The organism is Bartonella sp. CR84HXZ (genome assembly GCF_042194535.1).
GTDB classification, from domain to species: Bacteria; Pseudomonadota; Alphaproteobacteria; order Rhizobiales; family Rhizobiaceae; genus Bartonella; species Bartonella grahamii.
In genome coordinates, this window is the sequence record NZ_JBHIMY010000017.1 from 25296 (window position 1) to 40709 (window position 15414).

At 37.5% G+C, this 15414-nt stretch carries 11 protein-coding genes; 8 read left to right on the plus strand and 3 right to left on the minus strand.

Annotated features, from left to right (window positions below):
• The first annotated feature begins 241 nt into the window (after window positions 1-241).
• The 3 genes from ACFIKD_RS07595 to ACFIKD_RS07605 are packed head-to-tail and all read left to right on the plus strand — an operon-like array spanning window position 242 to window position 2774.
• Complete coding sequence (locus tag ACFIKD_RS07595; protein ID WP_015856778.1) at window positions 242-1060, plus strand: MetQ/NlpA family ABC transporter substrate-binding protein; 819 nt, start codon at window positions 242-244, stop codon at window positions 1058-1060.
• 27 nt (window positions 1061-1087) lie between these two features.
• Window positions 1088-2122, plus strand: a complete 1035-nt coding sequence (locus ACFIKD_RS07600; protein ID WP_015856779.1) for a methionine ABC transporter ATP-binding protein — start codon at window positions 1088-1090, stop codon at window positions 2120-2122.
• Complete coding sequence (locus ACFIKD_RS07605; RefSeq protein ID WP_015856780.1) at window positions 2115-2774, plus strand: methionine ABC transporter permease; 660 nt, start codon at window positions 2115-2117, stop codon at window positions 2772-2774. Before ACFIKD_RS07600 ends, ACFIKD_RS07605 begins: the two co-directional genes overlap by 8 nt.
• Window positions 2775-3696: 922 nt before the next feature.
• On the opposite strand, the gene ACFIKD_RS07610 is transcribed toward ACFIKD_RS07605, so the two are convergent.
• Complete coding sequence (locus ACFIKD_RS07610) at window positions 3697-4176, minus strand: MaoC family dehydratase (RefSeq protein WP_375636453.1); 480 nt, start codon at window positions 4174-4176, stop codon at window positions 3697-3699.
• Between the two features lie 163 nt (window positions 4177-4339).
• Here ACFIKD_RS07610 and ACFIKD_RS07615 point away from each other — a divergent pair, with 163 nt between their 5' ends.
• Window positions 4340-5674 carry an NAD(P)H-dependent oxidoreductase gene (locus ACFIKD_RS07615; RefSeq protein WP_375647641.1) on the plus strand — a complete coding sequence of 445 codons (1335 nt, stop codon included), beginning with the start codon at window positions 4340-4342 and terminating at the stop codon, window positions 5672-5674.
• A 799-nt stretch (window positions 5675-6473) separates the two neighbouring features.
• On the opposite strand, the gene ACFIKD_RS07620 is transcribed toward ACFIKD_RS07615, so the two are convergent.
• On the minus strand, window positions 6474-6830 hold the full coding sequence (locus ACFIKD_RS07620) for a hypothetical protein (protein ID WP_375644967.1): 357 nt from the start codon (window positions 6828-6830) through the stop codon (window positions 6474-6476).
• A 1351-nt stretch (window positions 6831-8181) separates the two neighbouring features.
• Here ACFIKD_RS07620 and ACFIKD_RS07625 point away from each other — a divergent pair.
• The 4 genes from ACFIKD_RS07625 to ACFIKD_RS07640 all read left to right on the plus strand — a co-directional run bounded on the left by ACFIKD_RS07625 (window position 8182) and on the right by ACFIKD_RS07640 (window position 11730).
• The gene (locus tag ACFIKD_RS07625) at window positions 8182-8349 is read left to right on the plus strand and encodes a hypothetical protein (protein ID WP_375644968.1); all 168 of its coding nucleotides are present in this window, start codon (window positions 8182-8184) and stop codon (window positions 8347-8349) included.
• A gap of 613 nt (window positions 8350-8962) precedes the next feature.
• Window positions 8963-9706 (plus strand): creatininase family protein, encoded by a 744-nt coding sequence (locus ACFIKD_RS07630; protein ID WP_375636448.1) that lies wholly within the window; start codon window positions 8963-8965, stop codon window positions 9704-9706.
• A gap of 13 nt (window positions 9707-9719) precedes the next feature.
• Window positions 9720-10748 (plus strand): CobW family GTP-binding protein, encoded by a 1029-nt coding sequence (locus ACFIKD_RS07635; RefSeq protein WP_375636447.1) that lies wholly within the window; start codon window positions 9720-9722, stop codon window positions 10746-10748.
• A 10-nt stretch (window positions 10749-10758) separates the two neighbouring features.
• Window positions 10759-11730: a WD40 repeat domain-containing protein gene (locus ACFIKD_RS07640; RefSeq protein WP_375647643.1), complete on the plus strand. Its 972-nt coding sequence runs from the start codon at window positions 10759-10761 to the stop codon at window positions 11728-11730.
• A 254-nt stretch (window positions 11731-11984) separates the two neighbouring features.
• Here the strand turns inward: ACFIKD_RS07640 and ACFIKD_RS07645 are convergent.
• Window positions 11985-15414: autotransporter outer membrane beta-barrel domain-containing protein (locus ACFIKD_RS07645; RefSeq protein ID WP_375647645.1), on the minus strand; the 3430-nt coding region annotated here is incomplete at its 5' end.

Here is a 15414-nt window from a genome sequence, read left to right on the forward strand (position 1 = left end):
AATGATTGCAATAAAAGAATTGATTGCCTAAATTACAGAGAATTTCAGAGAATGAATGATGATAAGCCCCCAAAATACTAAAAATAGGAGGAAAAATAATACTCTTTTAAAAATAAAAGTGATTGAATATTCTCTAAAGCTTGTATAACTTTAAATCTTCCTAAAAAATACAGAGTATAAAAATACAGAGTATATTGAAACTTCCCTCAAAAAATCTCTTGGAAAAGAAAGTTAAAAGCACATGACATTAAAATTTTTTTCTCGTAGTCGGATTATAGGATTATTCCTCTCTCTCTTTGCACTTTTTTTATCTACGGTTTTTGTCATGGCTACAGACAAATCAAAAATCAAACTTGGTATTATGGAAGGGCGGGATGCGATTATTTGGAAAACTGCTGCTGAACAGGCTAAAAAGGCCGGTTTAGATATTGAACTCGTTTATTTTTCTGATTACGCTTTGCCTAATGACGCTGTTAACGCAGGAGAGATCGATGCGAATGCTTTTCAGCACGCTCCTTATCTTAATGAACAAATGAAACAACGTGGCTATAAACTTTCAATTGTCGGCTATACATTTATTGCTCCAATCGGTGTTTATTCGCACAAAATCAAAGACTTAAAAGATCTACGTGATGGTGCACATGTTGGTATTCCAAACGACCCATCTAATGGTGGAAGAGCCTTACTTCTTCTCAATTCTTTAGGTCTCATTAAGTTAAAAGACCCCCATAATATTCTTGCATCTCCACTTGATATTATCGAAAATCCTAAAAACCTGCAAATTCGTGAGCTCGATGCTGGTATGTTAGGGCGAGCTATTGACGATTTTGATCTTGCAATTATAAACACAAACTGGGCTATTGTTTCCGGATTAAACTTCGAAAAAGATGTCGTCGCATGGGAGAGCGCAAAAAATAATCCTTATGATAATATCATCGTTGTACGCACGAGCGAAAAAGATGAGCCATGGGTTAAAAAATTAGTTGCCGCTTACAACAACGATCTTATCCGTGCAAAAATCAAAGAGATTTTTGGCAAAACCGCCCAAACTTCTTGGTAATTGTGCCAAATATCCGAGTAATTGTGAATGGAAAAACCTACCCTTATCTCCTTAAAAAACATCAGCCGTTGTTTTAACAAAACGGCTGGTGTTCCGGTAATTAATAATCTCTCTTTAAATATCCATGCTGGTGAAATCCTTGGCATTATTGGGCGCAGTGGAGCAGGAAAATCAACACTTATCCGCTGTTTAAATGGGTTAGAGAAGATTGATGCAGGGTCCATTTTTTTTGAAGGTGTTGATATTTCAAATCTATCAGAGATAGAGTGGGCGCCTTACCGTCAACGAATTGGGATGATTTTTCAACATTTCAATCTTCTCTCATCGCAAAATATTCTTGATAACATTGCATTGCCGCTTAAATTAAGTGGTGTAAGTAAAAAACAACGCCACAAACGTGCCCTTGAACTGATTGAATTGGTTGGGTTATATGGAAAAGAATATTGCTATCCGGCACAATTGTCAGGGGGGCAAAAACAACGCGTTGGCATTGCTCGTGCGCTCGCTGCTAATCCTAAAATATTGTTATCAGATGAAGCCACCTCTGCTCTTGACCCTGAAACCACACAATCTATTCTAGAGCTCCTTGCTGATATTAATAAACACCTCAATCTCACGATTGTGCTCATCACCCATGAAATGGAAGTTGTGCGTACCATAGCGCATCGCGTTGTTGTTCTTAATCAGGGGAACATCGTAGAAGAAGGACGTGTGAAAGACATCTTTACATCACCGCAAGACGATACAACCATAGCCATGCTCAAGCTTGTCACCCCGCAACTTCCTGAAAAATTTGCGAAAAATCTCAAACCAATCGGGCGAGAAGCTGTCATTGAAATCAATATTGCCGGTGAAATTGCCCAGCAGCCTTTTCTTCATCTTCTAGAAAATGAGAGTGGTTTAAAAGCACGTATTTTGCATGGTGGCATTGATACAGTTCAAGATGAAACCATCGGGCGACTCTTCTTGGCTCTTCCTGGAGAAGATAAAGAAGCTTTAGAAAAAGCTGTTCAATGGTTAACGAAAAAAGGACGATATTGTGAGGTCTTAGGCTATGTTTAATGTTCTGTCTCATGAACTTCCCCAAGCTGTTATTGATACAATATTGATGACACTTAGTGCTTCTTTTATGGCATTTATTATAGGACTTCCCCTTGGTCTTCTTCTTCACACAACAGCACGCGGGGGGATTTTTTCCTCATCTCTCATCAATCGCCCTTTAAGCATGATCATTGACAGTATTCGTGCCATTCCCTTTATTATTCTTGCATTTTATCTTCTTCCCGTTACGCGTATCGTTGTAGGAAGAGGGATAGGAATGCCTGCTGTAATTTTTATACTGACCATTTCAGCTATTCCTTTTTATGCACGCATGGCGGAACTCTCTTTTAAAACCGTTGAAAACGGTCTCATTGAAGCGATCCGCTCTATGGGTGCAAGCCGTCTTCAAATTATCAGACATGTTCTTATTCCTGAAGCTCTCCCTAGCCTGATTACAGGTTTTACAGTCATGGTCATTTCTCTCATAGGAGCCACCTCACTTGCTGGATATCTTGGTGGAGGCGGTTTAGGGGATATGGCAATCCGCTATGGCTATCAACGCTATAATACCTTCATCATGACCATTGTCATCATTCTTTTGATCATGCTCAATATTATAACCCAATGGACTTCTGATAAAATCGTACAAAAACTTGATAAAACAAAACATTAAAAGACTTAGAATTTCACATACCAGTATCATCATCCTCTTTGCCACTTTCCAAGTGCAACAACCCTTGGTTATCGAAAACGTTCATAAGAGATTAGGAACTTTTTTCTTAAACCGTTTTTATCTCTCCCCATCCGTTTGTAACATGAAAGAAAATAGTTTTAACTGATTGAATATAAAAGGAAATGAAATGAGAGATCTTACAATATTTGAAACTCTCTCTTAACATAAAAATGATAAATTATCATGTCAAATTAAGACATTGGTCACGACCTTTCCCAACCTTAGACAACATATTGAATAAGAACTCTGAATACCGTAAGGTCCTCTCATTCCCAATTTGTTCCATATCGAATTAATCAAAATCTCTCGCTTGCATGTTACAAGCAGGAAGAGCCGTGTGAGTAAAAACTATACAAGCAAGGAAGGCGTGCCTCTTATGAATTGTCTCAAGCACCAAGACCTGTCTTAACATTGGGTGCTAGCATATAAGGTGCTAGCATATAATATGATAGTACCGGTTTTCTTCTTCACAAGCATAAAGATATGGGGTGCTCAATGGCTTTACCGTTATACTATTCACAGGCGCCATTGCGAAATGGGTGTGACGAGCGTTGAGAGATGTTTCTTTAAAATAAGCCCGTGAATTAGCAACGCAAGTATATTCCATTTGAAACATTCTGTTTATGTGAGGGCTATGATCCCATTAAAGAATGCTATAAACAAAAGCGTGAGGCAATGCACTATCTTCACCAAGAAACTCCTCTTCAAAAAGATCTAGGAAAGATAGCAATCTGCTATAGCTATCAACGCTATGATAGCTCCAGCATATCTATCACCCTATAGATTATTCTCAATATTATCATTGAAGAAACTTCTCATAGAATTGTACAAAAATTTTATAAAATAAAGTACTCAAACTAAGCTAGATATTGGAAGATTTTTCCCCCATCACTGCCACAATAAGCCACTGAGCCGTAAGAGCTGGTTTTTTTAACTGTTCAATTTCTACCGTAACCCCATAATGGAAAACCACTCGACCAGAAGGGCGAATTTCTGCATCATCTAACACAAAACGCGCACGTACCCGTACCCCTGTTTTCACAGGACTCATGAAGCGTACTTTATCGAAACCATAATTAATCCCCATTGTGCTCCCCTCCAACTCTGGAAGTGCCTCATAAGCGAGCGTAGACAAAAGCGATAATGTTAAAAACCCATGAGCAATTGTGCCTCCAAAAGGTGTCTTTTTAGCCTTTTCCTCATCAACGTGTATCCATTGATGATCATCTGTAGCGCATGCAAACTGATTAATCATATCCTGTGTAACAAGACGCCACCCCGATAATCCCACTTCTTTCCCAATAAAACTGGTGACATCTTGTACTGCTATTTTTTGCTGCATAACGCTATTCCTATTTTATTTGATAAAAACAACCACCCCTCTTGCTTTTATAAAATCCATTGATTAGAGCATCAAGAATAAAAGATTAATTGTCTTAAAAGCAAATGCACCTTATGAATGAGAAAAGTTCTTTAGCAGAATAGTTTTCAAATGGGAAAAAAGAATGGCAAGCAATGTGAACCTAACAGGTTTAGCGCATGATTTGAAACAACGTGCAGAAAAGCATCCCCCCATCCGTATTGGACTGATTGGTTGTGGTGAAATGGGCACAGATTTATTATCAAGTATTGCGCATATGGATGGTATAACAGTCGCTGCAGTAGCCACTAGGACGCCGTCACGTATTTTTGATGCCGCTACAATAGCCTATGGCGAGGATGGACATGTCTGTGAAGTTGAAAATACTTATGCTCTCACGCAAAGCATTGAAAAAAATTTGATTGCAGCAACAGATGATATTAACCTTGTTTTACGTCATGAACAAATTGATATTATCGTTGATGCAACAGGCTATCCCGAAGCAGGAGCAGAAATTGGTATCAAAGCGCTTGAGAATAACAAACATCTTGTCATGATGAATGTTGAAGCAGATGTTACAATTGGCGCTTATCTCAAACATGAAGCAGAAAAACGAGGGCTCATTTATACACTTGGTGCCGGAGATGAACCAACTTCTTGTATGGAACTCATAGAATTTGTTTCAGCCCTTGGACATAAGATTGTTGCAGCAGGTAAAGGAAAAAATAATCCTCTGCGCTTTGATGCTACACCTGATGCTTACGAAGAAGAAGCATTCCGGCGTAATATGAATGTGCGCATGTTGGTTGAATTTATTGATGGTTCCAAAACAATGGTTGAAATGGCAGCAATTGCCAATGCCACTGGACTTCTCCCCGATTGCCCAGGAATGCATGGACCACAAGCGGCGTTGCAAGATCTAAACAAAGTGCTTATCCCAAAACAAGATGGAGGCATTTTGCAGCGATATGGTATTGTAGATTATTCAACAGGCCAAGGTGTTTCCCCAGGTGTCTTTGTCATTGCAGAAATAGCACACCCACGTTTACGCGAACGTATGGAAGATTTAAAAATTGGTCAGGGGCCTTATTTCACCTTTCACCGTCCCTATCATTTAACAGCAATGGAAGTTCCCCTCACCTGCGCACGCGCTATGCTTTATGGCAAAAAAGATATGGTTCCTCTTAGCCATCCCGTAGTAGAAGTCTGTGCTGTTGCTAAAAAAGATTTACATCCAGGTGATCAGCTAGACTTTATCGGTCTTTATACTTATCGCGCTTGGATAATGAACATCGCAGAAGCACGCGCTCACCACGCCATTCCTTGTGGTCTTTTAGAAAAAGCAACAGTAACAGCTGCAATTAAAAAAAACGAACTCATTACAATACATAATACTGCTATTCGTGAAGATCAATGGATTGCGCGTCTTCGTGCTAAACAAGACCTTTTACTTCATGTCCCTTCTTCCGCTAAGCTATAAACACTCCTTAATTACCTTACTTAACAGCATCTTTCCCTGACACGACAGAACAACCCAGAATACACTTGTATCGCAAATAAAAGTATTTATCTTTTAATAAAGGCATTTTCAACGATGCATATCACCACTTCCTTCTCACAATATGGCGCGTAAATGCTACAATATAAACCACCCCATGAGATGGCATAAGATTCATTGTGTATCACTATCTTTACTCTATAAAGATACAAACCGGCATCATCATTTTATTTGTCAATATTACGACAGCCCTTGAGCCTTGAGATGATTCATGAGAAGAATTTTTACTCTTTTTTTGATAATCTTATCCATACACGAACGCAACTTGTTCTATGTAAAAAATACTTTTGATGGATTTAACATAAACAAATTTGAAATGATAATTTGTCATTTTTCTTATTGTATAAGAGCTATGAATACAGGAATCTTTTTATTTTATCCTCTTATAAAAGATAAAAAAATTTAAAAAGGATAAAATATGCCTTTAATGAATAATCTTCATATGAGAGAAGGTAAACAATATTAAAAGGCTGATAAAGATAGTAAGTATACTAGCCTTATTACTAGGAAATAACCATAAACTGTAAAAAATGAGGTTACATTATTTTGTAAAAAAACATAAATGTAGGACATTGAACTTTAATAATGTTAATAAAAGCTACATTTGGTATTAATAATAGTGATTTTTCCATCCAATACAGTATAAATAAGTTCAAATATTTATTTTTTCAAAATCATGAAATGAACAAAAAAATCATCGACTTTGTCGATGAGCTTTCTACTAAAGTGTAGTGAATATTCCCCAAAGAGATACAACAGCACCTAATACATCCCCAATACATAAAGAAGCAAGAAGTGATATAATACCTATTCCCCCCCAAAAAGCTGCACCTGAAAAGGCAGCAGTTTTTTCAGCTTTCCCCAAAGCAATAGCATTTTGTTCCTCAACGCCTTGAATAACAGCTCTATCCACAGCTTTAATAACTACTTTTTTTTCTAGTGTAGAAATAGTAACTGCCACTCTCTCTTGAAATTGATTTTTTACAAAACTTGCATTTCCCTCTATAGTTTGTACAAAAAAAAGAATAAATAGTGTAAAAGTAAATGAACATACACGATTTTTAAATATTTTAAACATAGCTTTCTTTGCTCCTCTTTTCTTCACTGAAAAAATGAAAGAATATTCACATATATAAAAACCAAAACTTATATTTAATTATTTATATAATTACACATAATAAAATATTATCTGTAATTATATTACAGATATAACACATTGTGTATTGCATGTAAAGACACAAAAACAACAAATGATAAAAATAATTTAAAATGTAATTAAATTTTAAAGAACTATAACATTTAAAACTGTCAATCTAATGATAATTCTTCTCTATTATTTCAATAAATATAAAAATGAAATATTACTTAATGAATTTTTATTATATCTCTCATCAATAAACTTGAAAATAAAATTGATAGCGAATAAAAAGCTCGATCTAAAACAAATCTATCCTAATAAATAAACCTTAAAATAGTGTATTATTTTTCTATAAAACAGTTATAAAATGTAAAAATAAATCAAGATCTCTATTTTCAAATAGAAAAGACGTTAATAAAATGATTCTCAACTTTTACTGATATATAAAGAAAAATAGCGCATAGCATCTTCAAAAAGGTAATTCAGCACCTTTATCTCATACAGCATAAAGAACTTAAATATTGACTTTAAAACCCAATAAAACAAACGCATAAAATAAGTAAATCTATCAGATTTACAAAAACATTATAAGCAACACTAGAGCACCAACAAACTACCTAAAATTAAATAAAAAGAGAGTCATGAAAAATGAGATGATCCCCCAAAATACTGAAAAGCAATTTTCTTTCTTAATTCTCATAAAAGTTATTCCATATTTTTCGTCAATATTGTAGAGCGCAGCCCTATTTATCTTTTGAGTAATTATATTTACTCTGTATTAGTAAAAAATAATTCTCTTTGAAATAAATTTTTGGCAATATTCACATAACTGTCTGCAATTTGTGCAAAATAAATAATAATAAATAATTAATCAAATGCTTGAAAGAAAAGTGGTAGAGAAACTGACTAAAAATTGCATTTTTGAGATACCAACTTAAGTAAGCGCATTGAAAAAATAACGCCATGAAAACTGATATTGAATGATAAATTTAGCAATCGATCATTTTAATTAATAGCAGGATACTAATCTATAATAATAATTTCTTGTTTTGCATGTTGAATGAGAGGGCTGATTATTATAAGACTCTCTTAATTTTAACTCTGTTTATATTGAATCAATCAAAATTCTTCGCTTTCAAATCACAAAAGAAAACGATGTGTGTGTAAACACACTTGAAAAAAGGAAAATTTCACTTATGAGATATTTTAACTATCAAGCGCTGTTAACACAATATTGAAAACTGGCAAAGTGAATGGTGGTGTCGCTTTTTACTTTAAAAAAGTAAATATAGTGAAGTACAATATATTTTATATTATGAGGATTTACCGTTATACCCTTCACGAACAGCGTCGCAAAATAGGCTTGAATACCTTAGGAAAGGTTTCTTTAAAACAAGCATATCAATGTGCAACACAATGGCGTTCTGTTTATCATGTATCCAACGGTGTTTCTTCTTGAATCATCTTATAAACTCATCGAGCTCTCAGAGACTGCAAGTTTATCTTACGTGAATCCTTCCCTTTATATTCATTTTTTCTCATGAGCACTAAAGTCTATTAAGACACTATCCAAAGTAAAATCAATCAATAAACATTTCTATTCTTTTGTAATATACAGATACTTGAATTAAGAATTTAGAACTTCTGATTGCAACCAAAGTCTGTACTATTGCAACAATAGAAATAGTTTGGTTATCCTCGCTCCATAGTAAAAAGAAGAATATGCAACTTACAGAAAAAATTGTGTTTTCAATAAACAATGAAAAATTATTTTTCATTACATGATGTTAAGTATTTAATCTGTATGAATATTTACTTATTAAAAATGAGAATCTGCATCAGAAAGTCTTACCAAAGATAGCTATCTTTAGAAAGGTCGCCTCATATTACAAAAAAATTGAGTGGGCTTTGCTCAATAAAATCTTCACTATTTTTAACAAAACTCTCATTTTTATAGCATCCATATGTGATGTAAAAAAACGCCTATTTGCGTTTCTCTTATAGATAGATTAAATAGTGACAGCACTTTTGATCATTTTTTCTGTGTTAACTTCTCTTTTGGGCAATAATTTATGATATCTAACACGCCTTTTCTCGCTCTTTTACCTTTGGGCGCACACGAATATCACGGAGAGCACCTTCCCTTCGAAACCGACTGGATCATTGCTGAAGCTTTTGCAAAAGCCCTCACTTTACAAACAAAAGAGCAATTTCATATCGCACTTTTACCGGTTGAAAAGATTGGCTATTCTATAGAACATATGGATGTTACAGGCACACAAACCCTCACCTTTTTCGAGGCTATTGAGCGATGGATAAAGATTGGTGAAAACTGTTATCACAAAGGGATCAACCGTCTTCTTCTTCTCAATGCTCACGGAGGTAATTCACCCTTAATGAGTATTGTTATCACCGAATTACGGAGGCGTTTTTCAATGCTTGCGGTAGCAACAAGTTGGAGTCGTTTTGGCCTACCACAAGGTTTAATGGTACCGTCTCAACAGCATCTTGATATCCATGGAGGTTTTATAGAAACCTCTCTCATGCTCTATTTAGCACCCGAAAAAGTGCATATGGAGAAAGCAGAAAATTTTCATAATAAGCAAGCTGATATGATTGCCAACTATCAGTATTTACGCGCTTATGGTCCTCATGCCTTTGGATGGACAATGCGTGACCTTAACAAACAAGGAGCAGCAGGCAATGCAAGTGAAGCAACACCGCAAGCCGGTGAAGCAATTTTCTCTCATGTTCTTTGTGGGCTTCATGGTTTACTTGATGATATCAATCGATTTAAAATAAACACATTTCAATAAAAAGGCATGAACCATGGAAAAGACGCAAAACACTCCCACAAAACTTCCTGTTACGGTTCTCACAGGCTATCTTGGATCAGGAAAAACCACTCTTCTCAATCGCATTCTGAGTGAAAACCACGGCAAACGTTACGCAGTCATTGTCAATGAATTTGGTGAAATTGGCATTGATAATGATCTTATCGTTGAATCGGACGAAGAAATTTATGAAATGAATAATGGTTGTGTCTGTTGCACCGTGCGCGGCGATCTTATTCGCATTTTGGAAAGTCTAATGCAACGCTCTCATCGATTTGATGCTATCATTATAGAAACAACAGGGCTTGCTGACCCAATCCCCGTTGCACAAACTTTTTTTATGGATGATACGGTCCATGAAAAAACCGCTCTCGACAGTGTCATCACAGTCGTTGATGCAAAGCATTTTTCACACCAACTTAAAAAAAGCCGAGAAGTTGAAGAGCAAATTGCTTTCTCTGATATTGTTCTCTTAAATAAAATTGATCTTGTCAGCGAAGGAGAACGTGCACACGCGCAATCGCTCATTCTTGCAATTAATCCCAGAGCCATAATTTACGCAACAGAGCGCGCTAACATCCCTCTTGATAAACTCCTCGATCGAGGTTCCTTTGACCTCCAACGCACTTTAGATAATGATCCCCATTTTCTTGACCATCAGCACGCAGACCATGTCTGTGGTCCCGATTGTAATCATGATCATGCACATCACCACAAATCCACCATTCATGATATTACAATAACCTCTGTAAGTTTAAAAACAGGTGCCCTTCAACCAGAAAAATTTTTCCCATGGATTCAACAGATCACGCAACAACAGGGTCCCGATATTTTGCGTTTAAAAGGCATTATCGCATTTCAAGGAGACGATGATCGTTATGTCATTCAAGGCATACACATGATCCTTGAAGGACAGCACCAACGTCCATGGCGTGAAGATGAAAAACGTGAAAGCCGACTTGTTTTTATTGGACGCACCCTTGATGCCGAAAAACTGAGAACGGGTTTTGAAAATTGTGCATAAGCGAGTAACAATGCCAAGCATTACCAATTACAATTTACAAAATTATTGTCTTTCCTCCGGTTTTATTGATAACAAACCAGCTTTTGTCTCGGTTGAAGGTTTTATTGTTTTTTTTAACCCAATCCCACAAACCATTGAAGTTCACCAAGGAATAATTTCTAGCCATTTTTCCCATGATAACACAGCTATCATTACAGGTGGAGAAGACGGAAAGGTCTGTCAAACAACAGCAGATGGTCATACAAAAGTACTGGGCAAACAGGAAGGCAAATGGATAAGCAATGTTGCATTTGGACCACGGAAAGTTTTTGCTTTTTCCTCTTCACGTATCACACTGGCAAATGTTGGCAAAGAACTGCAAGAGCTTATACATGAACGCAGTATAGAAGGTCTTGCTTTTGCTCCAAAGGGGTTGCGCCTTGCCGTTGCCCATTACAATGGTGTTACCCTTCATTGGTTATCAACGCAAACATCTCCCACCACATTGGTCTGGAAAGGAGCACACTTTGGTGTCACCTTCTCACCAGACAACCGCTATGTCATTTCTACCATGCAAGAAAACGCCCTCCATGGCTGGCGTCTCACTGATAATCAGCATCTCCGCATGAGTGGCTACCCAAGCAAAGTCAAAAGCTGGTCTTGGAGCGCGAAGGGAAAATGGTTAGCAACATCCGGTGCATCAGCAGCCATTGTCTGGCCCTTTCATACAAAAGATGGCCCCATGGGAAAAACACCATTAGAACTGGGCACACGAGCAAATGCACTTGTCAGCACCGTTGCATGCCATCCAAGCGAAGACATTGTAGCAATAGGCTTCAATGACGGAATGATTTTGTGTGCACATTTTCACGATGGAAAAGAGGTTCTTCTAAAAGGCTATGGAAAAAGCGCCATTTCAGCGCTCAACTGGGATCAGACAGGACACAACCTTGCCTTTGGTAGCGAAAATGGTGAGTGTGGTATTATCAACATCTCTGTTTAAGAAAAAAACAACAACCATTACAGCTAAAATAGCCGCACAATCCTCCAGAAGCAATTGCGCATGAAACCCATCTTCCTCTCTAAAAAATAAACACACTTACGAGGCATTTTCAATCACAAACCAAAGAAATCATATATTGTGGACCTTTTTCATCAAGACAAAAGAACCATTTAGAAAAAATAAGAGAAGATTTTAATAAAGTAAAAGGCAGCATTTTCTACTGCCTTTTTTATAAAAAGACATATCATACTTTGTCAAAAAAGGTGGCGCAAACCAGCAGAGAAACTTGCTCCAGAAAACCCTGCTTTTGTCAGTCTATGCTGATAATTTATATCTCCATAAAGAGAAAGTTTTGAAGAAAGACGCGCATTAAACCCAAGACCTGCTTCCAAAGAAGAACCAAAAAAACCTAATTGGAAATCGTTTTTAAAAGAAACAAATCGCTTATCTTCAAAACTATGCAAATAAGAAAGCTTACTATAAAAAGAAACGACACGTCCCTCTTCAGAAACATTAAGTGTCTTGCTTAAACGCCCACCAACACGCCCCACCCATTGATGAAATTTTCCTAAATCAACCTCAATATTATCAACATCATGTGCCGGATTAAACTGAAGATGCTGATAAACAACCTGAATCTGCGGATCAAAAACAACACCTTTATACCCTGTTGCAAACGTTCTGCCACTTGTTAAAGAACCGCTAAACTGTTTACCCTTTAACGCAACAACCTTGCCCCGTGCTAGTGTCAAAACATCTCCCTTAAAAAGTCCATACGATAATACTCCATCGATATAAAAACCCGTATCATGCTGTAAACTTCCATAGGCTCCAACAGACCATTTATCAAATGCGCTTTTTTTGCTCTGTTCAACATTTAGAGGATGGAGAGAGAGTTTTCCATAAGTTCCCGTGACCCCAAAGAATGTGCAACTCTCTGAACTCTCAATTTCTTTCAGCAAAACACCTGCTTCCAGTGCACTATAATCAAGTTCTGCTCCATAGCCATATTCAAAAGCAGAAAGATTTGAAGCATAGTGGTAGCTTCCACCATAACCACGGATAAAAAATGCTGGATTTTCATCACTTTTCAAAGAACCTCCAGAAAAGCTTCGTATTGCCTTCAATTTTTTATTTTGAGAGGCAAAATCCATCAAGCCGGCATGGAATAAAGCATTTGGTAAAAGGAGATAAGTTGGCAACTGTGGGACAACCGCCCTAATTCCCATTTCGGGCTGAATATCAGGCTTAACAGGAACAGGCGGAGTGGGGACAGGATCTGTAGGTGTAGGATCACTTGGATCAGAGGGCTCAGACGGAGCAGGTGTTGGTGTAATAGGCACAGAGGAAGAAGATGAAGGATCTACAGGTGTAGGATCACTTGGATCAGAGGGCGCTGACGGAGCAGGTGTTGGTGTAATAGGCACAGAAGAAGAATGTGAAGGATCTGTAGGTATAGGATCACTTGGATCAGAGGGCGCTGACGGAGCAAGTGTTGGTGTAATAGGCACAGAGGAAGAAGATGAAGGATCTGCAGGTGTAGGATCACTTGGATCAGAGGGCGCTGACGGAATAGGTGTTGGTGTAATAGGCACAGAAGAAGAATGTGAAGGATCTGTAGGTATAGGATCACTTGGATCAGAGGGCGCTGACGGAACAGGTGTTGGTGTAATAGGCACAGAAGAAGATGATGAAGGATCTGTAGGTATAGGATCACTTGGATCAGAGGGCTCAGACGGAGCAGGTGTTGGTGTAATAGGCACAGAGGAAGAAGATGAAGGATCTGCAGGTGTAGGATCACTTGGATCAGAGGGCTCAGACAGAGCAGGTGTTGGTGTAATAGGCACAGAAGAAGATGATGAAGGATCTGCAGGTGTAGGATCACTTGGATCAGAGGGCTCAGACGGAGCAGGTGTTGGTGTAATAGGTGTAGGTAATGGAGTGAGAACAGGGTCTGTAGGTGTAGGATCTACCGGCGCAGAAGGTGAAGGTGGAATAGGTAAAATCGTAGAAGAATCTTGTTTAGGACTAATATAAATACCCTCGAGACGAAAATCCCAAAAGTCCCGATCTCCTGCAACTAATCTATTCATAGGATCTGCTTTTCCAAAAGAAGAACTTGGTCCATAAGCACGAAGACGATATTGATAAGGCAAACCATTTATTGCAGTATAATCGCCCATTAGTTTAAAAGAATCTTCACGCGCATATCCAGAAACTTGGATAAGTGAAATACTGTTGCTTCCTTCACCGCTTACTTTCTTTTCTGAAGTTTTGGAAAAATTTTCCATCACAAGCAATGTAGCGCCGGAAACATCTCCATCGATCAAAATACGATCGGTTTTTTGAGAATCAAACAAACCATCATCATTTAAAAACGTACTGAGCTTAATCTGAACATTACCCTCCGCATTGTATGCCTCCTTGTATCGTTCATTCCCGATACGCAATGTTTGATAACCGCTGGATACATCCCGATTGAAAATAAATGTACTATCAGAAAGACTCACAGATGAAAGTGATGAATCTGTAAAAACAGAACCCTGCAAACCTTTATATTTGCTTTTTGTGAGATACCAAGTAGAACCACGCGTTAATTCTAATCTAGCAGTAGAAGTATCTTCAACGTGCGCCCCCCCTGTAAGGGAAGAAGCGCTTGCTTTAATAGATATAGAAGAGTTCTTTTCAGCTTTTAATAACAAATCACCAGAGATCTTTGTTGCTTCTGATAAATCAAGAGAAACACTGGCTCCATAACCGCCCTGCCCAGTAACATAAATAGCTGTACCATCTGGAACTGTGAAAGTTGTCTGTTTTAAACGAACAGATGCCTCTCCCATAGTGATTCTTGGCTCTTTTGAAACACCTTTTTGTCCATAATATTCTGCCACTGTGTTTGGATCTAATAGATTAAAATACAGACCATAAACCCCCTTTCCCTGCACAGAAATATTTGAGCTCTCAATCTCAATATTTGTCTTCTTAAAAGCGTCTGATAGATCATAATTATGAATAGGCTGGCCTCTACTATTTACAAAAGCTGAAAAATTTTTAACCAAAAAGCCATGCATATCATTAAGCACAATAGAACTACTCCTCAAATGAACATCCCCACCTTGCAATATGTCAAAAGCCTCTGGTAATTTATCGACACTTTCATTATTAACTATAGCAGTGTATTTTTTTCCTTTTCCCTCAATCGTCATGGTATCGAGAAGATATCTCCCCCCAAACTTTGTTGAAAACGCGCCAATCTCATTAAAAGTAACAGTGCTACCTGACATCCTAACAAATGCATTAAGACCACTTACAATCCCTATACCCTTTGCATTCAAATTGTCTGGTTTAATCTCAACATTGACACTAACTAAAATAACATCCGTCTCTTTCCCCGATGCATAAATAGCGTGCGAAGTTCCCTCAATCTTCCCGTCATTCATCTGAATAACTCCATTTAGAACACGAAGACCGGGGATATCCTTAAAGTTTGAATCCCTTAGAATAAGCTTTCCGCTATCTTGTACGAATGCACCATATTGAGATATTTCATCTGGATTATCACCCGTAACAGTTATACGAGACGCATTAACAATTGTGCCTTGCTTTGCTACATATATAGCTGCAATAGGCGCAGCCTCCTGAGAATTTTTTAAGTAATAAACTTTATCTGCGAGAAAGTGTGTT